The following is a 21700-nucleotide window of genomic DNA, read 5'->3' on the forward strand; positions in this document are numbered from 1 at the left end:
TCAAAATAGGCAATTATTATGAAATCATCGTTCAGTGGTCTTGGCGATTCTCTTTTTGACATCTCTCCCAGCATGATTTTTATCATTGAAGATAATGCGGTTATAGCTTCTGCCAATCCGTTTGCGCTCAAAGAACTCGGGTTTCAGAAGAAAAGTTTGGTGGGTAAAGAGCTAACTGTTTTATTTGATATCCCAGATGCTGAAGAGATTAAGTCAGCTACAGAAATTTTGAATTGGCTGGTATCCCAATATAAAGCCAACAATTTTGTAGAAGTCAAAATGAACGACGGGCGCTCTTTTAGGTCGCGTGTAAGCATTGGTGAGCTGAGTGAATGTGCGGATGGATGCTTCCGTCGGATAATTTGCATCCACGATAGCGGTGAACTGGATAGCGCAATAACAGAGCAGGGTCGGTATAAACATTTACTAGATACGGCTCTTGGCGCAATTCCTGATGGGTTTGCTGTTTACGACGAAGATGACCGTCTTCAGATTTTCAACAAAGCTTATGCAGAAGTTTACAGTCGTTCGGAACCTGTTCTCAAACTGGGTGAAAAGTTTGAAAACATATTGCGTTATGGGCTTAATGCCGGGCAGTATTTGGAAGCGGGAAACACCAAAGAATCTCGCGATGCATGGCTCAAAGACCGCTTAAAAATGCATAATAATCCGACAGGACCAGTTATCCAAAATGTTGGTGATCGTTGGCTTCGCGTTGAGGAGCGGAAACTAGAAGACGGCCGCATCGTAGGTATTCGTGCTGATATCACTCAGTTAGTTGAAGCTAAAACGGCTGCTGAAATGCTTGGTAATGTTTTAGATGAAATGGCTGCGCCTGTGGTTTTCATCAACTTGGAAACTATGAAATTTGAGTATGCCAATAAAGCCGCGCTCAATAAGTTGCTCTATACAATAGAGGAATTTGTTAATTTGGGCCCCAACGATATCAACACATCTTTATCTCGAGACGCGATAGACGAATACATTCTGCGAGCAGTAGATAATCCTGGCACTGTGGTATCCTTACGCTCTTTACATCTCCGAAAAGATGGGAGCACATATCCGTGTGTTGTTAGCACAGTCTTTGAAACATCTGGCCACTCAAAGCGCTTAATTTCATTTATACGAGATGAGACAGAAGAAGCCAGAATGCGAGATGAGCTGGAGGTTCAACGCGCAGAACTTGAAACGGTTGTTTACAACTTACCATGTTTTATAACGCACTCCAAACCCGACACGACGCTTTTATTTGCGAACGAAGAATATGCCCGGTTTTATGGTCACGAGTTGAGTCAGATGATCGGTAAGAAGTTTGTTGACTTTGATCAGGGAACCAATCGATCGGAGCTTTACAACGGAATTAATGCGCTAACGGTTGAATCTCCGGTTTTTACCAGAGAAGAGCAAGGCAAGCATGAAGATGGAGGTAGATATACGATACTTTGGACAAACAGGATGCTTTTTAAAGGAGGGTCTCCTTACGCCATTGTGTCGGTTGGGCGAGATATAACCGAAATCAAAAAAACAGAACTTAAAATCGAAAAACAAGCTCATCAGTTAGAGTTACGCAACAAGGCACTCGAACAGTTCGCTGGAATTGTTTCCCATGATTTAAGGTCACCTCTCCGGCATATTCGAATGTTTGGAGAAATGTTGATTGAAGATTATGAACATGACAAGTTTGATAATCTTTCGCAATATATCGGGAAAATGCGAGAGGGTGTTCTGCGTATGGAGCGATTGATCGCAAGCTTGCTTGAATTTTCACAAGTCGCATACAAGCAAGTGAAGCGATCTAGCTTTTTACTCAGTGCTGCCGTTGACGAGGCGTGTGAGAATTTAGCGGATTCAATTACAGAACGTAATGCGCTTGTTTGTATAGATGGTGGCGATGTTGATCTTCATCTGGATTATGTTTTGTTTGTCCGGTTGTTAGAGAACTTAATTGACAACGGAATTAAATATTTTGATGGAGAGGGTGTGCCAGAAATACATATAGAGGGCGCACACAACATAGATTCTGCCATCATCACCGTTACTGATAATGGCATTGGAATTCCTGCCGAGCATAGTGAGAGAATATTTAATGTTTTCCAGCGTCTTCATGTGGATGAGACAGTTTACAAAGGAACCGGCATTGGTCTGGCGTTGGCGAAAAGAATTATTGAGGGTCATAACGGTGTGATTGTACTTGATCAGGAGTTTGTCAATGGAACTAAGTTCGTAATTTCATTCCCGACCAATATTTAGATTATTCTCAATACTGTTTTCGTTGGTGTGAGTGACGCTAATTAACTTCCATAAGGAACTGGCAATGCAGAAAAGAATTATTGTATTTGAAGATGATATTTCTGATTTTACATTCTTAAAAAATGCGTTTTCCAAAATTGATAAAACAATGGAGTTGGTTCGAGTTTCGCATCTTGATGATCTTGCCGTAGACATAAGTAGGAATGGAATATCTTGTCTTCTTCTGGATCTGAAAATGCCGCAGGTGGATGGGTTTAAACTTTTGAAGAAGATTAAATCCAATGATCAATTAAAACTAATACCGGTTATTGTTTTTTCCTCCTCAAGTAACCCAAAAGATATAGAATATTCTTATAAATTGGGTGCCAATGCTTATATTGTTAAGCCATCGACATTGCATGGCTATAAGACGTTCGCAACTAAGTTCTACCAGTTCTGGATGGATCTGGTTATCTTACCAGATGGATTTAATTGACAGTAGTATGCTTAGAATGAATGACACAAAGTATGGTTGGTAGCCGCTTTTATCCGTTGATTTTGACATAATTAATTGCAATGTCCTTTTAAGAATTTTCTTTATGGGTTATTACAAATCTTTATATTTCGATCTAAGCTGTTAGGATCTGTGATTACTGAGTATTCGTATGAGTTTCTCGGGGGCAAGCTGGGGAATGTTGTGATGAGAATCGGTGTTAAATATATTGTATTGGCCATCGCAATGATCGGCTTATCTCTTAACAATTCCAATGCTGCAACATTGGATGAAGTTAAGGATAAGGGATATTTGCAGTGCGGCGTAAATCAAGATTTGCCCGGTTTTTCAATGAAGAATTCTGATGATCAGTGGCAAGGTTTGGATGTTGATTTCTGCAAGGGCTTGGCTGCCGCGATATTTGGGCAAGATTTTGAAGTCAAATTTGTGCCTCTAACGGCATCTAATCGTCTTGAAGCGCTTAGCCGTGGTGATGTGGATGTGCTGGCAGGCAACATGACCTGGACAACCGAGCGCGACACGCAACTTGGACTGAATTTTATTGGTATAAATTATTATGATGGCCAGGGGTTTATGACCCGAGCTGATATGAAGATTAACTCCGTTCTTCAACTTAGTGGTGCTTCTATATGTGCCATCTCTGGCACGACGACTGAGTTAAATATTGCAGACTATTTTAAGGAAAATAATCTGGAATACAATCTGGAACTGTTTGAGAAAACGGCAGATGCAATCGCAGCTTATGATGCAGGTCGGTGTGATGTTTACTCAACAGATGTTACCGCACTTTACGTACGGCGGCTGGATCTCTCAAATCCAGAAGAGCATATTATAATACCTGAGATAATTTCAAAAGAACCATTGGGACCCGTGGTACGTGAGGGGGATGATCAGTGGTTTAACATTGCACGTTGGTCCTTTATGGCTGTTTTAAATGCTGAAGAGCTTGGTGTTACCTCGGTTAATGTCGATGATATGATGACAAGCAACAATCCGATAGTTCAGCGACTGCTAGGTGTTACGGAGGATTTTGGAGAGCAGCTTGGATTGCAAAATGATTGGGCAGCACAGATAATCCGAGCAGTCGGTAATTATGGCGAACAGTATGAGCGTAATCTGGGTTCAGAATCACCGCTTGGTATTTCCCGTGGCCTAAACGCTCTTTGGATAGATGGCGGTCTCATGTATGGAGCACCTATTCGTTAGTTACTTTCCTTTAAACAGCCATTTATTTCTCTTTAAAAAGATCACCCATGGCCACGTTGCGCGCAGCTGAGAAGTATTGACGTCTTACAAAAACAAATAATATCAGTGTTGTTGTTATGATCAGAAATTTTGGACCAATAAACCAACCCAAGTAGCCCACTGATAGGAATATGCCCCGCATCCCTGCGGTAAAATGACGAGCTGCAAGTATATTCATTTCACCTCCTTTTCGAGCATAATTATCTGCAATTTCACCATTGTCATCATCACGCTTTGCTGGAATAGCTCCTAGTAGAATGCCGCAGTAATTGAATAGTCTATAGCTCCAGCCAAATTTGAAAAAAGAGTAACCAAGAACAAATATCAATCCAAGTAGTTTGAATTCGATGACAAGAATATCTGCATCTTGCGTTAGTGGTATTTCAGAGAAAACGGATGTGACTTGATCGGCAGCACCTAACGCTGCGACACAACCACCTATAGCCAGAATAGTTGCAGAGGCGAAAAAGCCTACACCACTTTGTAATCCTGCCACAATGCTTGTATCGATCATGCGTAGTTCACGATGACTTGCGGTTACAAACCAGTTTTTTCGATGTTTATCCATAGCATCAGAAAGACTCGGTCTTTTTGAAAACAGCCCATATCGGAGAAATATGGAAAATCCGAACCAACAAAATATAAAATAAGTTGCTGCGATAATGTCGAGTGTTGTCATACCATATTAGCCTTTTTAGGGAATCGAGCTATGCAGAGAGAACATACCACATAATCAACATTTGGTTCGCAATTGTGGTTGTGGATAACTCGGTTAACTTCAAAAAAACATAACTCATTGAAAAAATGGAGTAAAAATAGAATGTGCTGTGTGTTTACGGTTGAAGTTTTGTTGGTAAGACACCAAAAAAGAGAGTGTCGCAAAACTGTAATTTTTGCATTGCAATAATAATAATAGACCTTTAAAAGACGCGCCAGTGAGTGCATGATGCACAAAATTGTAAGTGGAGTTATCATGGAAGAATCCGCACAGAAATGCACCTGGGGAATTACAGCTAAAGCTGTTATCGCCTTTTCTGTAATAATGTTATGTGGGTATATGCTTGGTGGCTTCTAAGTCGCATTAAATTTAGAAAACAGCGTCAAATCTTACGATTTGGCGCTGTTTTCGTTTCTGCCTCCGATTCTTTGTAAATTGGCGCTATACCGAATCAAAAGAACACTGATAATATCTCCGTCATGATTTATAAGGTTCACAACCCATGTTTTTGTCCGTTTCTGATATTTTTAAAATTGGCATAGGTCCATCGAGTTCGCATACGATGGGGCCAATGACAGCTGCCAACCGTTTTCTGGATGAGATTTTAACCGGTGATTGGGTTAGGCCATCTGGAAGTGAGATCAAGTCAATAAAAGTTAGCCTGCACGGGTCACTGGCCTTTACAGGTGTAGGACATGGAACGGATAGAGCTGTTTTCTTGGGCCTTATGGGCTTTGCACCTGACAAGATCGATCCCGATGAAATTGATGAAAAGCTTGAGGAACTAAAGATAATCAAGCAAGTCCAGCCCAAAGGGCACCCGGCATATGGTTTTGATCCAAAACAGGATCTAGAATTTGATCGCAAGACACCGCTTGGTGGTCATGCAAATGGAATGATCATGTCTGGCTTCGATCAAGATGATCGATTATTGCTCAAGCGGATTTACTATTCGATAGGTGGTGGTTTTGTTGTTACAGATACAGAGCTTGAGGCTGTGAAGGCTCAGAAAACACCACAAGTTCAGCGCAATGTGCCTTACCCCTTTTCAACAGCAGACGAAATGTTGGCTATGGCGAAAAAGTCTGGTCTATCAATTGCAGAAATGAAACGCGCGAATGAAGAGAAATTGGCTGGTAAGGATGCACTAAATGCTGAATTAGATAATATTTGGCAGGCAATGAATTCATGTATCGAGCGTGGTTTAAGGCGTAAAGGCATCATGCCAGGTGGACTAAATGTTGCCCGTCGCGCCAGCAAGATCCACGAACAACTGCAAAAAGAATGGAAACAGAATAACTCAAACCCGATGTTGTCTAACGACTGGCTATCTGTTTATGCAATGGCAGTAAATGAGGAAAATGCAAGTGGCGGGCGGGTGGTCACAGCACCAACAAACGGTGCGGCAGGAGTTATACCAGCGGTTATGGCGTATATGAGGGAGTTTTTGGAAGGGGCAGATACGGAACGTTCCATTCATGATTTTCTTTTAACAGCTGCTGCTGTGGGTGGATTGATTAAGACCAATGCATCGATTTCCGGTGCAGAAGTTGGTTGTCAGGGCGAGGTCGGGTCAGCCTCTTCAATGGCTGCTGCTGGGCTTGCAGCTATTATGGGCGGAACACCCGAACAGATTGAAAATGCCGCTGAAATCGCGCTTGAGCATCATTTGGGCATGACATGTGACCCGATTGCAGGTCTGGTGCAAGTACCTTGTATTGAACGTAACGGTGTCGGGGCAGTAAAAGCCGCAATGGCAGCATCTCTTGCCATGCGCGGCGATGGGCAGCATTTTGTTTCATTAGATAATTGTATTGAAACAATGCGGCAAACTGGTCACGACATGAATGCTAGATATAAAGAAACATCCCAGGGCGGCTTGGCTGTCAATGTTGTAGAATGTTGATCTAGTTGCTTATCTATTGTGGAGTGCTAATCACTTTCATACCTGAATGCTTGACCTAGGTAGAACAAATGCACATTTATGAGTTATGTCACTTAACCTCATAAAATTATGTGTCGGTATTGAAAGCGCTGAGCAGCTGCAGGAACTCATGGTTGGGCGAAAAGCTGCGCATGAGGCCGCCGGAACAACTTATGAGCCCATACACACAACCCGCATGTTACCCAAGCGCCGCGATGAATTACTTGATGGCGGTTCGCTTTATTGGGTTATGAAAGGGCAAGTTCGTGCACGCCAGAAGCTGGTTGACATTCGACCATTTACCGACGGCGAGGGGATATCACGCTGTGATCTCGTTTTATCAACAGATCTAGTGTTTACACAATGGCAGCCGCGACGTGCATTTCAAGGGTGGCGATATTTGAAGGTGGAAGATGCGCCTGCTGATTTGGATCATGGGCAGGGCGCTGATACTTTACCGCTTGAGGTTCAGCGCGAACTCGCTGAACTCGGACTTCTATAGATCATAGATCGCGGGTTTTAAAGGCAGTTAGATTGATATTGGTGTCTCATCAAACCTTAAGCCGAAGAGATGAAAATCCGTTTGGATTCTGACTTTTTAGAGAGATTACCGAACGTGGTTGTGACATCCGCCATGCGCGCGCGCCATGAGTTAAAAGCATACCAACAAGATCTTGTGTCTTTTGTTCATTTTTGTGTTCAAGACTTTTATGGGCAAGCCATGCCGCGGCGGTATAAAGTGGATTATTAGGATTTATCCGCGTGTCTTTTTTTGTGGTGTCCCGTTTGGGAAAGTGTAATTTAGTCGACATTTTCATCCTCGTAATACGCAATACAAATTGAGGGCCACATAATAAGCGTGGTTAGATTTCCTCGAGGAGGTTTACATTGCTGATGCCCAGCAACTAATACCTTTTTTCTTTAGTGACTTACAGGTCGATACAGCGTGGTCCTGACCATTAAAACCACCGAAACGTGCGCGATAATATTGTTGTCCGTCTTTCACAAATGCCATTGTGTAAGCTTCTGTACCTGAAAGCGTGCTGCCACCTTTCTTCTTGATATTTGCAAGAAGACCAAGCGCATCATTCTGACTTTGCGCCGCGCCCACTTGCACCGACCAGCCTTTTGGCAGCTTTGTTGAAGCTGTTTTGATGCTATCAACACCCGGACTTGCAACAGGCAAAGGAGCTTTCGGCGCTGTTATGCTCGGTTTTGGAGCTGCTGATGCAACAACAACGGGTTGAGCACTATAAGATGTAATTACAGGCACAGGTACATTTTTAGGAGAAACAGATGCAGTTTTGACCGACGGCACCAATCCTTTTAAACGTGTCTTTGCGTAAAAACCACCTTTGCCAGAGCGCGATGCTTTGCGCAAATACTGGCTAATCAGCTTTTGCATTTGCGCGTTACGGCTTGCACCGGATTTTCCACCCATAACAACCGCAACAATTGAACGACCGTTGGCGCGAACCGATGATGTGAGGTTAAAACCGGATGCACGTGTGTAGCCTGTTTTAATGCCATCAACACCTTTAACGCGCCCCAGCAATCTATTGTGATTACCATAATTGGCTTTGCCATATCTAAATGAGCGCGTTGAAAAATACTTGTAATATTGTGGATAGTGCTCACGCAGAGCAATACCCAGGCGTGCCATGTCACGTGCAGTTGTTACTTGGCGTTTATTTGGAAGGCCGTGCGCATTTCTGAATGTAGTGCTCGACATTTTAAGAGATCGTGCTTTTGCAGTCATAAGACGGCCGAAATTGGCTTCCGACCCACCAAGAAACTCGCCCACCGCCGTTGCGGCGTCATTGGCAGATTTTGTTACAAGCGCATAAATGACCTGTTCGATGGTAATTGTTTGCCCGGCCTTTAAACCCAATTTCGAAGGTTCTTCAGCGGCTGCATTTTTTGAAACGCGAATGCGAGTAGATTTTTTGACCTTGCCGGTCTCAAGCGCCTCAAAAATGAGATACAATGTCATCATCTTTGTAAGTGATGCCGGATATCGCTTGGAATCAGCCTTATATTTATAAAGAGTGCGACCCGTCTTCGCGTCAATCACAATACCTGCATATTTGGGGTTGGCACTTGCACCAGAGGTAAATGTAACTCCCAAACCAATAGCAAAAAGAAGAGTGATAATTTTAGAAGAGATGAACTTTGTAAAATTTTGTTTGATGGCTGCACTCGTCACGATAAAATCCAATTACGCAAAAACTATTTAACTTACAATTCTACGCCCCCACGCAGTCTTGCCTCAAATATAGGGCATCATAGTTACCAAGAAGTTTATCATTAAAACTTGTTTCAAATTATTTTGTTGCGCTGCACAAAAAACTATTGACATTATGTTGCGGTGCACATAAATAGGATGCAGAAACATTAAATGAAGGATTCTCCCAATGTTCAATATCGCAGACATGACTAAAATGAACCAAGACGTTTTGAATGCTGTTACTGCTTCTTCAGAAACTGCAAACAAAGCTCTTCAACAAATTGCTTCTGAAGCAACTGATTTTTCAAAAAAATCATACGAAGAAGGTACTGCTGTTGCAGAAAAACTAGCAGCTGTTAAATCTTTCGACAAAGCTTTTGAAATTCAAAGCGAGTATGCAAAATCTTCTTACGAAGCATTTGTTGCACAATCTACTAAAGTTAGCGAAATGTACCAAAATCTTGCAAAAGACGCTTTCAAAACTTTTGAAGCACCTAAAACGACTGCTAAAGCAAAAGCTTAATCCTCCTAAGCTAGATTGCTTCGGCCTTAGGGCCGTTATATCTGACCTCGAGCTTCCTCCCAAGCTCGGGGTTTTTTGCTGTTTTTGGGTTGTTTTTCGGTCATTTTTTTAAAATAATTGTCTGGAAAGAATTATTTTTGCTGGTCATGATCCCTCAAGGGCTTAAAATACACGAAACGAATACATAGCTAATGCAAAGAGACGTTTAAGGCATCTCAACTTAAAGGGCATAAAAAACAATATGAAGTTTGTTAAATCGGAAGTGATGATGATGGCGGATAAAGAGCCAAAAGATGGTTCGCCTGATAATGATTTTTCGACGGTTACAGCCGAAAAACCAAAGGCGAAGAAACCGAACCTTTATCGTGTGCTATTATTAAATGATGACTATACACCGATGGAATTTGTTATTTTTGTGCTTGAAAACTTTTTTCAAAAGGACCGCGATGCGGCAACACGTATCATGTTGCATGTACATAATCACGGTGCTGGAGAATGTGGTGTCTTTACATATGAAGTTGCAGAATCCAAAGTTACACAGGTCATGGACCTTGCACAGGAGAATCAACATCCCTTGCAGTGTGTGATGGAAAAGAAATAAGGAAGAAATCGTGCCTACATTTTCCAACAGTCTTGAGCAATCGCTTCACAGAGCGCTAACTTTAGCTAATGATCGACGTCATGAATATGCAACACTAGAGCATCTACTATTGGCGCTATGTGAGGATGATGATGCGGCCGCTGTTATGCGTGCGTGCAATGTAGATCTTGATCATCTGAAACGGATCGTGACAGAATACGTAGACAAGGATCTATCTAATCTGGTTGCAGATTATGGTGAAGATTCAAAGCCAACGACTGGATTCCAGCGCGTCATCCAGCGGGCGGTTATCCATGTGCAATCTTCTGGTCGGGATGAAGTGACAGGGGCTAACGTGCTTGTTGCAATTTTTGCAGAGCGCGAAAGCCATGCTGCATATTTTCTCCAAGAACAGGAAATGACACGCTTTGACGCAGTTAATTATATTTCGCATGGTATTGGTAAACGCCCGGGTTCAGGGAGTGATAACTCAATTCGCGGCGCTGATTTGCCAGATACGAGCAGTTCCAGCTCTTCAGAAGGAGAGCAGGGAGAAGAGGGTGCCTCCGGTAAAAAACAGGATGCCCTAAGTGCATATTGTGTAGATCTCAATGCAAAAGCTGAAGCGGGCAAAGTTGATCCATTGATTGGGCGAAGTCAAGAAGTTGACCGGACAATTCAGATTCTTTGCCGCCGCTCAAAGAACAATCCGCTTTATGTTGGTGATCCAGGTGTGGGTAAAACAGCCATTGCTGAAGGTTTGGCAAAGCGCATCATTGAAGAAGATGTGCCTGAGGTTCTTCATGGTTCAATCATTTATTCGCTTGATATGGGTGCGCTACTTGCCGGCACTCGCTACCGTGGTGATTTTGAAGAGCGTTTAAAACAGGTTATGAAAGAGCTCGAGGACAAACCTGAAGCAATTTTGTTCATCGATGAAATTCATACAATTATCGGTGCTGGTGCAACATCAGGTGGCGCAATGGATGCGTCCAACTTGTTAAAACCAGCTCTCGCCTCAGGTAATATTCGGTGCATTGGTTCAACAACTTATAAGGAATATCGCCAATTCTTTGAGAAGGATCGTGCTTTGGTGCGTCGTTTCCAAAAGATCGACGTTAACGAGCCAACAGTTGATGAAACGATAGATATCTTGAAGGGTTTAAAGTCACGCTTTGAAGATTATCACAAGATCAAATACACTGATGATGCAATCAAGGCGGCTGTTGAGCTATCAGCTCGTTACATTACAGATCGTAAATTGCCGGACAAGGCAATTGACGTAATCGATGAATCTGGTGCGGCGCAAATGCTTGTACCAGAGGAAAAACGCGCAAAACGTCTGACTGAGAATCAAATAGAAGCAACCGTTGCCACAATGGCGCGGATACCAGCTAAAACGGTTTCTAAAGACGACAAGCAAGTATTGGCAACTCTTGATAAAGAATTGCGCAGTGTTGTTTATGGTCAGGATAATGCGATTGAGCAGCTAACGGCAGCCATTCGTCTTGCCCGTGCAGGTCTTCGTGAACCAGATAAGCCAATTGGTTCCTATTTGTTCTCTGGCCCGACTGGTGTTGGTAAAACAGAGGTTGCCAAACAGCTGGCGTCTTCGCTCGGTGTAGAACTGCTGCGCTTTGATATGTCAGAATATATGGAGCGTCATACGGTTTCGCGTCTTCTCGGTGCGCCTCCGGGATATGTTGGCTTTGACCAGGGTGGCTTGTTGACCGATGGTGTGGATCAGCATCCGCACTGTGTATTGTTGCTTGATGAGATCGAAAAAGGGCATCCCGATATCTACAATATCTTGTTGCAGGTTATGGATCATGGGTCTCTGACTGATCACAACGGCAAACAAGTGAATTTCCGCAATGTTGTTTTGATTATGACAACAAATGCGGGGGCATCGGAAGCGGCAAAAACAGCTATCGGGTTTGGGTCTTCCAAGCGCGAGGGTGATGATGAAGAAGCCATCAACCGCTTATTTACACCTGAATTTCGTAATCGCTTGGACGCAATTATTCCATTTGGCATCCTTCCTACAAAGGTTATCCATCAGGTTGTGCAGAAATTTGTTATGCAGCTCGAGGCTCAGCTTGAAGAGCGCAATGTCACATTTGAACTTTCCGATCCTGCCGTTTCATGGCTGGCTAAGAAGGGGTACGACGAGCGCATGGGCGCGCGACCTCTATCGCGCGTGATTCAGGAGCATATCAAGAAGCCGCTTGCCAATGAATTACTGTTTGGAAAATTGACCAAAGGCGGCGTTGTTAAAGTTGGCGTTCAAAAGGGTAAAAATGGTAAGGACGAGCTCGTTCTTGTATCTATTCCTGCGACAACACGTGCTAAGCCCAAGAAAGAAGCTGTTCCAACGAAGAAACCTGCGGCACGTAAGACAGTGGCGAAATCAACGACGAAGACTGCCAAACCATCGTCATCTCCTGGCGATGGACCAAAGCCAAAAGCTCGTGCGAGTAAGGCAAAGACCGCTATAGCTACAAAAGCGGAAGTAAAAGATACAGCTGCTGCAAAGCCAAAACGCAGATCACCAACTTCAGTTCCGAAGGTTCCACGCAAGAAGTAGATCGCAGAAAAGTTAACACGCCCCGAAACACCGAGTTTTGGGGCGTGTTTCATTGCGGGTATTTATTATATGTGATAGAGACGCTCTTTGCTCAAAGGAGTGTTTACTATGTCATTTGATCTCATCGCACTCAATCAATTAACATCGTTACAAATTAGTCAGATTTTAGATCATTCACATATACTTCAAGATGAATGGACCAGTGGAAATTTAAGCGAACATCTGCGTGGAAAACGGATTGGCTTAATTGTAGATGATACAGGTTGGAGAAACACAAGCGCATTGCAATTGGGCGCTACCAGCATGGGCGCTACTTGCGTACAAATTCCGATTACTTTTTCAGGTAGAGAGGAGTTGGCGGATTTAGCGGAATATCTTTCAAATTGGTATGATCTTCTAGCAATTAGAACGCCAGATTACACGAAATTACTGACTTTCGTTGATGTTTGCCCCAAACCAGTTCTAAATCTTAGGACTCAAAATAATCATCCATGCGAGACGCTTGGTGATTTGGCATATGTTTTAAGTAAACGGGGTTCAATCAAAGGTCTGAACGTTGTTTGTGTTGGACCAGCCAATAATATCATTCATTCGTGGGCGGAAGCCGCGATGGTATTGCCGTTAAAGTTCACGCAAATCTTTGCACCAGAATATTTCATTGATCAAAAATTTTACGATCATGAGAACATTCAATGCGTCGATAATATAAATGCAATCCAATATGCAGACATTATCATTACAGACTCTTGGCCAAAAAATGCCAACCTTAATCAATTTGATAGGTATCAAGTCACCGATGAAGCTCTGAACTCAACGTCCGGTGATTGTCTATTTATTCCATGTCCACCAGTTGCGCGAGGGCAAGAGGTTTCAGTTGAGGCTATGAATCATGAGAAATGCGTTTGTTTTCCTGCAAAGGAATATCTACTTCATGTGCAAAATGCCTGTATGCAACTTATGTTATGAGAGTGAGGTGCAAGAGAAGAAATCTATTTCTGTTTTCGTGTGACTCGGTTACTTTGACCTGATGTCAAATGTGATTCAGCAAACAAAATCGTTTTGGTTCCTAAAAGGTATGCGTGTTTTATTCACACTGCCTGCATTAACGCTTGCCTGCGCGATCATCGGTTTTGCTGGTTTTGCGATTGAAGTTGGCATTCCCATGCCCGAGGTTGTCGCGATGAATTTTTTCATCTGGGCGCTACCTGCAAAACTAATCATGGTGTCTTCTATTTTGAGCGGCACATCTATTGCCGCGACGTTTATTGCTGTCACGCTTTCGTCTATACGTTTCATGCCCATGACCGCGTCGATTGTGCCAGAGATGCGGACAAAAGATACACGAACTTGGATTTTGCTTATACTATCGCATTTTGTCGCTATAACAGGTTGGCTTTATGCATTTGAAAATTTCAAGAATGTGCCTCGTGAGAACAGAACTGTATATTTTGCAGGCATTGGAGGTTCGCTTTTTATATTTAATACGCTTTTAGTTGCGATTGGTTACCCGCTTATAGAAACCTTTCCACCCTATGCATTGGCTGCGCTCTTTCTATTAACCCCTATCTATTTCTTACTCTCACTTTGGCGCTCAGCTCGAAATTACTCAATCTATCTTGCAATGGGGTTTGGGATTGTTTTAGGCCCAATCTTTAGTCAGTTTTTTCCGCAGATTGATATTTTACTTGGAGGATTTGTTGGTGGATCTCTTGCGACACTAATTTATGCAGTAGTTGAACATCGACGTGTGCAGGTATGAGCTATTACGCCCTAGACGCCTGGTGGTGGCCATTTGTTTTCATACTAATTGCAGGTTGGTTGGCAACCGATATATGGCGTTGGCTCGGCGTGATAGTGGGTAATCGTTTGCAAGAGGGCAGTCTTGCATTGACATGGGTGCGTGCTATGGCAACGTCACTTATCGCAGGCATTATTGCTAAATTGATCTTGCAGCCAACTGGCTCCCTTGCCGATTTTGATATTTATTTGCGTGTTCTCGCAGTTGCCACTGGGTTTTTAATGTTTCTAATGGCAGGAAAACGCATCGCAGTCGGCATCTTAGTCGCGTTGCTTGTGTTACTTGTTGGAGATTGGGGTTTGAATTTTCGAATTCTGACTCGACTTTGGTGAGTTATAGATCAAAGTGCGGCGCGAATTTTATCCGCATTTTTCTTAAGTACGTCCATATCTTCCATCTCGCTCGTATGTGAGCGTATTGCAACGCCCTCGTAGGTAGGAATGATATGAAAATGAATATGAAACACAACTTGACCGGCAGTTGTTTCATTGTTTTGTCGTATAAGGATGCCGTCAGCATTAAATGCTTCTTTGACCGCAATCGCAAGTTTTTGCGATGTTTTGATTACATGAGCCAGTGCATCTGGTGATACATCAAGAATGTTTCGGGCTGCTTCTTTTGATATAATCAAGCAATGGCCATTGCTCTGCGGCATCACGTCCATCAATGCATAAGAATGATCATCCTCATAAAGCTTTTCACTTGGAATTTCGCCACGTAAAATTTTGGCAAATATATTTTGATCATCATAGGTCATCGTCAGCTCCTTAGTTCGCCTCATTCTTAGCTTTAAACGGGCCGCGCGTCTTCAAAATCTCACCAATTTCCCCAACCTCTTGTCGTTCGTGGTCAAGGTAATCTGCAACAGCATCTCGAAACCCTTCATGCGGGATATAAATAGAAGAATAGGTTGTAACGGGTAGATACCCTCTTGCCAGTTTGTGTTGACCCTGCGCTCCAGCCTCAACGCGCGAAAGTCCGTGCTTTATTGCGTAATCAATTGCCTGATGGTAACAAACCTCAAAATGCAGAAATGGGTGGTCTTCAACGCACCCCCAATGGCGACCATAGAGGCAATCAGACCCGATAAAGTTTATCGCACCCGCAATATAGCGCCCATCGCGCTTTGCCATGATAAGCAAGATGTCTTCGGGCATTGTTTTTGTGATTAACGAGAAGAATTCTCGTGTCAGGTAAGGTCGTCCCCATTTGCGCGATGATGTATCCATATAAAATTGGAAAAAAATGTTCCAAATGTCCTCGGTGAGTTGATCTCCGGTGAGCCATTCAATCGAGATATCATTATCCAGCGCGCTGCGGCGTTCTTTTTTAAGATTTTTGCGTTTGCGGGATGTCAGTGTTTCCAAGAAGGCATCATAATTTGCATAATTATCGTTGATGAAATGGAATTGCTGGTCTGTACGCAGCAGAAATCCCACATTTGCCAGATTTCTGGCATGATCTTCCGGCATGAATGTGATGTGGGCTGATGAAAACCCGTACTTGTCGTTAATTTGGCAAAGTGCTGAGGCCAATGCCAATTGTCCAGATTTGTGTTCGACATCTGACGCCAATAGAAGGCGAGGGCCGGTTACCGGAGTAAAAGGTACGGAGCATTGAAATTTCGGGTAATACTGCCCACCCGAACGTTCCCATGCGTCGGCAAATGCATGATCAAACACATATTCACCCTGACTATGAGATTTTATATAGGCGGGAAGTGCGCCCAGAATTTCACCTTTTGGCCCTGATAACACCAAATGCTGCGGCATCCATCCAGTTTCACGCGAAACTGAGCCTGAGCGTTCGAGAGCTGATAAAAAATTGTGAGAAATAAACGGGTTATATTCAGCGTTGGATTCTATTTTTGAACTAGACGGCATGGTCCTAGATGCGCCAACAAATCGGTCCCAGTCCTGTTTTGAGACGTCATCTATGCTGCCAATTGTTTGGACTGTCAAAGGTGTATCAGCAGTGGTCATAAATGAGCTCGATTGGTGTTTATCCAGTTGCAGTGCACCTCAATATAGGCGTTCACACGTCTGGATTAAATCCTTCAAATGTAATTTGGTCAGCATAAATATCCGAATGTGCTTTTTGATCGCTATTTCGAACTGTCCAAGAGATGATGGGCATATTCCTCTTACGTTGCGCCTGAATGAATGGATTAGGTAGATCTTTGATCTCGTAAGAGATGAAATCCAAGCCTAAACCTAATGCCTCTTCATGGGTAAAGAATGTTTCGGGTTCTTGGCCTTCTGCCGTTAAGCCAACCGGGTAGGGGCACTTGAGAGCGTGTAAGTCTTGCAATATATGATGATCAAATGACATCAGAGCGACTTTGCCTTTATATCCGTCTAAAGCATCTAGAGCTGCACCAGCAAATCCATCATCGTCGTTCTCTCGGCCTTTGAACTCGATGACAAGAGGTACTTGACAATTAATCATGCGCAAAGCTTCAGAAAGTGTCGGAATATGATCATCGGAGCCACCAACGCGAAGGGCGCCGAGTTCGGATGCCGTTTTAGCTCTTACATCACCATTTAGGCCGCAAAGCCGGTCTAATTTGTAATCATGAAAAACCATCGGAATGCCATCTGCGGAGAATTGCAGATCACATTCGATGGTATAATTGCCTGAAATCGCACGTTCAAATGATGTCAGGGTGTTTTCAAACACACCTTCATTTTCATTGTGAAGACCACGATGGGCAATAGGGCGAGCCGTTAGCCAACCATGAGACATTATTCAAACTCAATAATGGCATCAATTTCAACAGAGGCATTAAAGGGTAGAGAAGACATACCAACAGCGGCACGCGCATGTTTACCGGCATCGGCCAAAATTTCAGCAAGAAGGTTTGATGCGCCATTTATAACGAGGTGCTGTTCATAAAAATCCGGCGTGGAAGAGACAAAGCCACTAATTTTGACGACTTGTTTAATGCGCGATAAATCGCCAAGGGCAGCTTTTGCCTGCGCCAAAATATTAATTGCACAGGTTTCGGCAGCAGCGACCCCTTGTTCAACAGTCACGCTATGTCCCAGCTGGCCTTTTGCAGTAAAAGCACCATCAATCATTGGAAGTTGGCCGGAAATGAACAGTTGATTGCCAGAAATTGTATATGGCAGGTAGTTTGCAGCTGGTGCTGCGGCCTCTGGTAACGTAATATTCTTGTCGGCAAGGCGAGATTCAATGCTATCGGACATTCATTTGCTCCATTTGTGACAGATGGTAGATTCTGCTTTGTTAGTCAGGACGATTCGCGTCTGATTTAGAAAGTACCTGTTCAAAGCACGCATTTGAAGATAAACATACCGAAAATTTGGGAGTGAGAGTAAAAAATTGTTTTTAACGTTTCAGCCTGTATCCTTGTTAAAAATAAGCGGCGCGACTTTTTTGGCATGTGGTTTGTTCACTCAAGCGGCATCTGCCATTCAGTTAATTCCCCATAGGGTCGTTTATGAACTCAAGCTCAAAAATGCTTCAGAACGATCTGGCGTTACAGCACTTGCGGGGCGAATGGTATATGAGTTTACTGGCTCGGAATGTGATGGATATACTGTCAATTTTCGGTCTGTCAGTGAGATTTATGCTGGTGATACAGCGCGAATTTCTGATCAACAGGCCAGCTTTTATGAAAGTGCTGAAGACGAAAGCTTCAGTTTTATGAACCGTTCATATCTTGACGAGAAGCTTGATACCGAAGTCAGCGGTAGAGCGAACACAGAAGACGACGAGTTGGTTGTAAGTTATAAAAAGCCAGATCAAGATAATATTCATTTGCCAAAATCTCAATTTCCGACAGCTAATTTGATTGATTTGATTGAGCGCGCCAAGTCCGGCGAACGGATCTATGAGGCACGTATTTTTGACGGGTCTGATGGTGGTAATAAATCACTGATTACGACAACTATCATTGGAGAGTTTGAAGAGCCTGATAGTCTCGATGATGATGAAATCAAAATCATCGGCGAAGAGGGCGAAGCTGGCTACTGGCCTGTTTCGATTTCTTATTTTGAGGAAGGTGAAAATGGCGACACACTTCCAGTCTATCGCTTTGCTTTTAAACTCCACGAGAATGGCGTTAGTCGTGATCTAACGCTTGATCATGGATATCTCGTTATCGATGGTAAGGTTTCAGATTTTGAAATTCTAGATGAGGACGAGCCCTGTCGATAGTCTAAGGTTTTAGTTTTTCAATAAACCGGTCAACTTGTATTTCATCTGTGGCCCAAGATGTAAGAAGTCGCACTTGCGAACGTTCGTCATCAATCTTTTGCCAGATGTAAAAATCAAATGACTCACCTAAATAATTAATCACGCCGTTAGGTAAAATTGCCATTAGCATGTTGGCTTCGCATTCTGCGGCCATTTCAAATCCTGCGGCCTTGATGCCGTCGGCCATCTTTTTTGCGAGTCTGTTGGCATGGTTTGCGAGATTGAAATATAGATTATCGGAGAATAATTGCTTGAATTGTATGCCCAGCGCACTGCCTTTGGCTAGGAGTGCCCCGCGTTGCTTAACGTGTATTTCAAAATCTTCTGCCAGCGCCTTATTGGGTATCACAATGGCTTCGCCGAACAATGCGCCGCATTTCGTGCCGCCAATCCAGAAGATATCGGTCAGCTCCGTTAAATCTGCCAATGTGAGATTGCTGTAATCAGATGCGAGTGCTGCTCCCAATCGCGCACCGTCAACCATTAGATAGAGCTCGTTAGCGCGGCACACCTTCGATAGAGCCGTGATCTCGTCTTTATTATAGACTGTTCCAATCTCCGTCGCATTTGAAATATAGACCATGCGTGGGCGTGTCACATGCGGAAAATGATTATGGCTATCCAGCACGTTTTGAAGGCTTTCTGCAGTCAATTTGCCATCTACAGCGTCCGTCGTAATAACTTTATGGCCAGTCGCTTCAATTGATCCGGCTTCATTGGTTTCTATATGGCCGCTTGCAGGTGCAATGACCGCCTCATGAGAACGTAGAGCGCAGGCATGGATGATCAAATTAGCTTGCGTACCGCCCGTCACAAAGAAGATTGGTGTCTCTGCTTGCCCCAAATGACCCCGAATAAGTGCGCGCGCCTCATCGGAATGTGAGTCGGTACCATAAGGCTCGGCCTGTTCCAGATTGGCTTTGGATATTGCTTCCAAAATACTTGGATGGCAGCCTTCACTATAGTCATTTCTAAAACTGTATTTCATTGTGTTCACATCTGTATTATTGGATCTTACCAGTAATCGAAAATTTGGCTGCAAGTCAAAATCTAATAAACGATGATTCACATAAGAAAAACCTTGCAATTGGGGAGTTTTCGCCGTATGTGAGCCTCATTCCACACGCAGATTGGGATTGATTGGGGAGAAATCCGATCCGTTCCGCCCGGTGGCGTTCTAATTTTGGTTCGCTTCTTTCTGCGCTAGGTACAACCGGTAAAAGGAGAAACGGCATGGCAATGCCTTCATTTTCAATGCGTCAGCTATTAGAAGCTGGCTGTCATTTTGGTCACCAGACACACCGCTGGAATCCCAAAATGAAAAAGTTCATCTTTGGTGAGCGTAATAACATTCACATCATCGACCTTGGTCAAACATACCCAATGCTTTCAAATGCTTTGCAGCTTGTTTCTGACACTGTAGCTAAAGGTGGCCGTGTACTTTTCGTAGGTACAAAACGTCAAGCATCTGAAATCGTTGCAAAAGCTGCTGTTGAATCAGCTCAGTATTATGTAAATGCTCGCTGGTTGGGCGGAATGTTGACCAATTGGAAAACAATTTCAAACTCAATCGCACGTCTTCGTAAACTAGACGAACTTCTTGCTGGTGATGCACAAGGTTTCACTAAGAAAGAACGTTTGAACCTAGAGCGCGAACGTGAAAAACTAAACCGTGCACTTGGCGGTATCCGCGATATGGGCGGCACACCTGACCTTATTTTTGTCATCGACACAAATAAAGAAGGCATCGCTATCCAAGAAGCAAAACGTCTTAAAATCCCTGTAGTTGCAGTTGTTGATTCGAACTGTGATCCAGACATCGTTGATTTCCCAATTCCTGGTAACGATGATGCTGCTCGTTCAATTTCGCTTTATTGCGATCTTATCAGCCGCGCATGCATCGATGGCATCGCACGTCAGCAAGGTTCGTCAGGTGTCGATTTGGGCGCAGCTGTTGACGCGCCGATTGAAGCTGCTGTTGTCGCGGACGAAGCTCCTGCCACAGAAGAGGCTCCAGCCGCTCAATAAGAGCTGATGAGTTTTTAGATTAGCACTGGCGGCATATTAATTTCTGCCAGTGCTACATGTTAAGTGTCATATAATTGAACCGATACTCTGGTATCGATGTAGAGATAATTTGAGATACATATCTCACTATTTTGCAAAAAGAGGCTAAAATGAGCATCACAGCAGCAATGGTTAAAGAACTGCGCGAAAAAACAGGCGCAGGCATGATGGACTGCAAGAAAGCACTAACAGAAGCTGGCGGCGACATGGAAGCTGCTATTGATTGGCTTCGTGCTAAAGGTATCGCAAAAGCTGACAAAAAGTCAGGACGTACGGCCGCTGAGGGCTTGATTGCTATTGCAAGCAATGAAAATTCAGCAGTTGTTGTTGAGTTAAACTCTGAAACAGATTTCGTTGCGGGCAATGCCGAATTCCAAGGCTTGGTAAATGGTATTGCTGATGTTGCTTTGACAACTGACGGTACGGTTGAAGCTGTGGTTGCAGCAAATCATCCTTCTGGAAAAACAGTTGAAGACACAGTTAAAGATGCCATCGGTACGATTGGTGAGAACATGACACTTCGTCGTTCTGCCAAATTGGAAGTTGGTAATGGTGTAGTTGCGTCATACATCCACAACGCAGTAACTGACAAACTTGGTAAGCTAGGCGTTCTTGTGGCGCTGGAATCAGATGGTGATAAAGAAAAGCTAGCGGCTGTTGGTCGTCAGGTTGCAATGCACGTTGCTGCAACGAGCCCACTTGCGGTTACGTCGGAAGAAGTTGATAAAGACGTTGCAGAGCGCGAGCGTCAAGTTTTCCTTGAGCAAGCTAAAGAATCCGGCAAGCCTGATAATATTGCAGAAAAAATGGTTGAAGGTCGCATGCGCAAATTCTTCCAAGAAGTTGCGTTGATGTCCCAGGCATTTGTTATGAACCCAGATCAAACTGTTGAGGAAGCTGTTAAAGCTGCGGAAGCAGAAGTCGGCGCACCGATTAAAGTAGCTGGTATGGCCCGCTTACTTCTTGGTGAAGGTGTTGAAAAAGAAGAAGAAGACTTTGCCGCTGAAGTGGCAGCGACTGCAAAAGGCTAAATGCTTTTTCAAAAATCTATTGGATTTTTTCCGAAT

The 21700-nt window shown here is 43.6% G+C and carries 22 protein-coding genes; 14 read left to right on the forward strand and 8 right to left on the reverse strand.

Annotated elements, in window-relative coordinates; translation table 11 throughout:
- The first annotated feature begins 18 nt into the window (after positions 1 to 18).
- From AB2J24_RS10300 to AB2J24_RS10310, 3 genes are all read left to right on the forward strand, one after another.
- Positions 19 to 2250 carry a PAS domain S-box protein gene (locus AB2J24_RS10300; RefSeq protein ID WP_367385418.1) on the forward strand — a complete coding sequence of 744 codons (2232 nt, stop codon included), beginning with the start codon at positions 19 to 21 and terminating at the stop codon, positions 2248 to 2250.
- 64 nt (positions 2251 to 2314) lie between these two features.
- Complete coding sequence (locus AB2J24_RS10305; RefSeq protein WP_367385419.1) at positions 2315 to 2725, forward strand: response regulator; 411 nt, start codon at positions 2315 to 2317, stop codon at positions 2723 to 2725.
- A 204-nt stretch (positions 2726 to 2929) separates the two neighbouring features.
- Positions 2930 to 3949, forward strand: coding sequence for an amino acid ABC transporter substrate-binding protein (locus AB2J24_RS10310; protein ID WP_162653787.1), 1020 nt, complete (start codon positions 2930 to 2932; stop codon positions 3947 to 3949).
- Positions 3950 to 3971: 22 nt separating this feature from the next.
- On the opposite strand, the gene AB2J24_RS10315 is transcribed toward AB2J24_RS10310, so the two are convergent.
- Positions 3972 to 4667, reverse strand: coding sequence for a DUF599 domain-containing protein (locus tag AB2J24_RS10315; protein WP_367385420.1), 696 nt, complete (start codon positions 4665 to 4667; stop codon positions 3972 to 3974).
- Between the two features lie 541 nt (positions 4668 to 5208).
- On the opposite strand from AB2J24_RS10315, the gene AB2J24_RS10320 reads away from it, so the two are divergent.
- Positions 5209 to 6612, forward strand: coding sequence for an L-serine ammonia-lyase (locus AB2J24_RS10320; RefSeq protein ID WP_162653790.1), 1404 nt, complete (start codon positions 5209 to 5211; stop codon positions 6610 to 6612).
- Between the two features lie 85 nt (positions 6613 to 6697).
- The gene (locus tag AB2J24_RS10325) at positions 6698 to 7132 is read left to right on the forward strand and encodes a DUF1489 family protein (protein WP_162653792.1); all 435 of its coding nucleotides are present in this window, start codon (positions 6698 to 6700) and stop codon (positions 7130 to 7132) included.
- 49 nt (positions 7133 to 7181) lie between these two features.
- On the opposite strand, the gene AB2J24_RS10330 is transcribed toward AB2J24_RS10325, so the two are convergent.
- Both AB2J24_RS10330 and AB2J24_RS10335 read right to left on the reverse strand, forming a co-directional pair.
- Complete coding sequence (locus AB2J24_RS10330) at positions 7182 to 7442, reverse strand: hypothetical protein (RefSeq protein ID WP_244627936.1); 261 nt, start codon at positions 7440 to 7442, stop codon at positions 7182 to 7184.
- A gap of 71 nt (positions 7443 to 7513) precedes the next feature.
- Positions 7514 to 8836: a serine hydrolase gene (locus tag AB2J24_RS10335; protein WP_367385421.1), complete on the reverse strand. Its 1323-nt coding sequence runs from the start codon at positions 8834 to 8836 to the stop codon at positions 7514 to 7516.
- Positions 8837 to 9044: 208 nt separating this feature from the next.
- Between AB2J24_RS10335 and AB2J24_RS10340 the strand changes: the two genes are divergently transcribed.
- The 6 genes from AB2J24_RS10340 (at position 9045) to AB2J24_RS10365 (ending at position 14677) form a co-directional block, all read left to right on the forward strand.
- A complete protein-coding gene (locus AB2J24_RS10340) occupies positions 9045 to 9380 on the forward strand; it encodes a phasin family protein (protein ID WP_162653796.1) in 336 nt (111 codons plus the stop codon).
- A 271-nt stretch (positions 9381 to 9651) separates the two neighbouring features.
- Positions 9652 to 9981, forward strand: a complete 330-nt coding sequence (gene clpS, locus AB2J24_RS10345; RefSeq protein ID WP_420883647.1) for an ATP-dependent Clp protease adapter ClpS — start codon at positions 9652 to 9654, stop codon at positions 9979 to 9981.
- Positions 9982 to 9991: 10 nt separating this feature from the next.
- Positions 9992 to 12547, forward strand: coding sequence for an ATP-dependent Clp protease ATP-binding subunit ClpA (clpA, locus tag AB2J24_RS10350; protein ID WP_367385423.1), 2556 nt, complete (start codon positions 9992 to 9994; stop codon positions 12545 to 12547).
- Positions 12548 to 12655: 108 nt separating this feature from the next.
- The gene (locus tag AB2J24_RS10355) at positions 12656 to 13513 is read left to right on the forward strand and encodes an ornithine carbamoyltransferase (RefSeq protein WP_367385424.1); all 858 of its coding nucleotides are present in this window, start codon (positions 12656 to 12658) and stop codon (positions 13511 to 13513) included.
- Positions 13514 to 13574: 61 nt separating this feature from the next.
- Positions 13575 to 14306 carry an AzlC family ABC transporter permease gene (locus tag AB2J24_RS10360; RefSeq protein WP_367385425.1) on the forward strand — a complete coding sequence of 244 codons (732 nt, stop codon included), beginning with the start codon at positions 13575 to 13577 and terminating at the stop codon, positions 14304 to 14306.
- On the forward strand, positions 14303 to 14677 hold the full coding sequence (locus AB2J24_RS10365; RefSeq protein WP_367385426.1) for an AzlD domain-containing protein: 375 nt from the start codon (positions 14303 to 14305) through the stop codon (positions 14675 to 14677). The genes AB2J24_RS10360 and AB2J24_RS10365 overlap by 4 nt, the downstream gene beginning before the upstream one ends.
- An 8-nt stretch (positions 14678 to 14685) precedes the next feature.
- Here AB2J24_RS10365 and AB2J24_RS10370 read toward each other — a convergent pair whose 3' ends face one another.
- The 4 genes from AB2J24_RS10370 to AB2J24_RS10385 are packed head-to-tail and all read right to left on the reverse strand — an operon-like array spanning position 14686 to position 17554.
- Positions 14686 to 15108: an HIT family protein gene (locus AB2J24_RS10370; RefSeq protein ID WP_162654425.1), complete on the reverse strand. Its 423-nt coding sequence runs from the start codon at positions 15106 to 15108 to the stop codon at positions 14686 to 14688.
- Positions 15109 to 15112: 4 nt separating this feature from the next.
- Positions 15113 to 16327: a GNAT family N-acetyltransferase gene (locus AB2J24_RS10375; RefSeq protein ID WP_367385427.1), complete on the reverse strand. Its 1215-nt coding sequence runs from the start codon at positions 16325 to 16327 to the stop codon at positions 15113 to 15115.
- 52 nt (positions 16328 to 16379) lie between these two features.
- Entirely contained in the window at positions 16380 to 17093 is a 714-nt protein-coding gene (locus AB2J24_RS10380) for a glycerophosphodiester phosphodiesterase (protein WP_420883648.1), read from the reverse strand.
- Complete coding sequence (locus tag AB2J24_RS10385) at positions 17090 to 17554, reverse strand: RidA family protein (protein WP_162653810.1); 465 nt, start codon at positions 17552 to 17554, stop codon at positions 17090 to 17092. Before AB2J24_RS10385 ends, AB2J24_RS10380 begins: the two co-directional genes overlap by 4 nt.
- Positions 17555 to 17756: 202 nt before the next feature.
- Between AB2J24_RS10385 and AB2J24_RS10390 the strand changes: the two genes are divergently transcribed.
- A complete protein-coding gene (locus tag AB2J24_RS10390; protein WP_162653812.1) occupies positions 17757 to 18527 on the forward strand; it encodes a cell envelope integrity EipB family protein in 771 nt (256 codons plus the stop codon).
- Between the two features lies 1 nt (position 18528).
- On the opposite strand, the gene AB2J24_RS10395 is transcribed toward AB2J24_RS10390, so the two are convergent.
- Positions 18529 to 19554, reverse strand: coding sequence for a threonine aldolase family protein (locus tag AB2J24_RS10395; protein ID WP_367385429.1), 1026 nt, complete (start codon positions 19552 to 19554; stop codon positions 18529 to 18531).
- Positions 19555 to 19799: 245 nt separating this feature from the next.
- On the opposite strand from AB2J24_RS10395, the gene rpsB reads away from it, so the two are divergent.
- Together rpsB and tsf are read left to right on the forward strand one after the other, a co-directional pair.
- Positions 19800 to 20594, forward strand: a complete 795-nt coding sequence (gene rpsB / locus AB2J24_RS10400; protein WP_162653815.1) for a 30S ribosomal protein S2 — start codon at positions 19800 to 19802, stop codon at positions 20592 to 20594.
- Positions 20595 to 20743: 149 nt separating this feature from the next.
- Entirely contained in the window at positions 20744 to 21664 is a 921-nt protein-coding gene (tsf, locus tag AB2J24_RS10405) for a translation elongation factor Ts (protein ID WP_162653817.1), read from the forward strand.
- Positions 21665 to 21700 lie beyond the last annotated feature (36 nt).

Source organism: Lentilitoribacter sp. EG35, assembly GCF_040784015.1.
Classification (GTDB): domain Bacteria; phylum Pseudomonadota; class Alphaproteobacteria; order Rhizobiales; family Rhizobiaceae; genus Lentilitoribacter.

Coding starts and splice junctions, on each gene's coding strand:
- AB2J24_RS10300 (WP_367385418.1), top strand. CDS start 19: ATGAAATCATCGTTCAGTGGTCTTGGCGATTCTCTTTTTGACATCTCT.
- AB2J24_RS10305 (WP_367385419.1), top strand. CDS start 2,315: ATGCAGAAAAGAATTATTGTATTTGAAGATGATATTTCTGATTTTACA.
- AB2J24_RS10310 (WP_162653787.1), top strand. CDS start 2,930: ATGAGAATCGGTGTTAAATATATTGTATTGGCCATCGCAATGATCGGC.
- AB2J24_RS10315 (WP_367385420.1), bottom strand. CDS start 4,667: ATGACAACACTCGACATTATCGCAGCAACTTATTTTATATTTTGTTGG.
- AB2J24_RS10320 (WP_162653790.1), top strand. CDS start 5,209: ATGTTTTTGTCCGTTTCTGATATTTTTAAAATTGGCATAGGTCCATCG.
- AB2J24_RS10325 (WP_162653792.1), top strand. CDS start 6,698: ATGTCACTTAACCTCATAAAATTATGTGTCGGTATTGAAAGCGCTGAG.
- AB2J24_RS10330 (WP_244627936.1), bottom strand. CDS start 7,442: ATGTCGACTAAATTACACTTTCCCAAACGGGACACCACAAAAAAAGAC.
- AB2J24_RS10340 (WP_162653796.1), top strand. CDS start 9,045: ATGTTCAATATCGCAGACATGACTAAAATGAACCAAGACGTTTTGAAT.
- clpS (WP_420883647.1), top strand. CDS start 9,652: ATGGCGGATAAAGAGCCAAAAGATGGTTCGCCTGATAATGATTTTTCG.
- AB2J24_RS10355 (WP_367385424.1), top strand. CDS start 12,656: ATGTCATTTGATCTCATCGCACTCAATCAATTAACATCGTTACAAATT.
- AB2J24_RS10360 (WP_367385425.1), top strand. CDS start 13,575: ATGTCAAATGTGATTCAGCAAACAAAATCGTTTTGGTTCCTAAAAGGT.
- AB2J24_RS10365 (WP_367385426.1), top strand. CDS start 14,303: ATGAGCTATTACGCCCTAGACGCCTGGTGGTGGCCATTTGTTTTCATA.
- AB2J24_RS10375 (WP_367385427.1), bottom strand. CDS start 16,327: ATGACCACTGCTGATACACCTTTGACAGTCCAAACAATTGGCAGCATA.
- AB2J24_RS10385 (WP_162653810.1), bottom strand. CDS start 17,554: ATGTCCGATAGCATTGAATCTCGCCTTGCCGACAAGAATATTACGTTA.
- AB2J24_RS10395 (WP_367385429.1), bottom strand. CDS start 19,554: ATGAAATACAGTTTTAGAAATGACTATAGTGAAGGCTGCCATCCAAGT.
- rpsB (WP_162653815.1), top strand. CDS start 19,800: ATGGCAATGCCTTCATTTTCAATGCGTCAGCTATTAGAAGCTGGCTGT.
- tsf (WP_162653817.1), top strand. CDS start 20,744: ATGAGCATCACAGCAGCAATGGTTAAAGAACTGCGCGAAAAAACAGGC.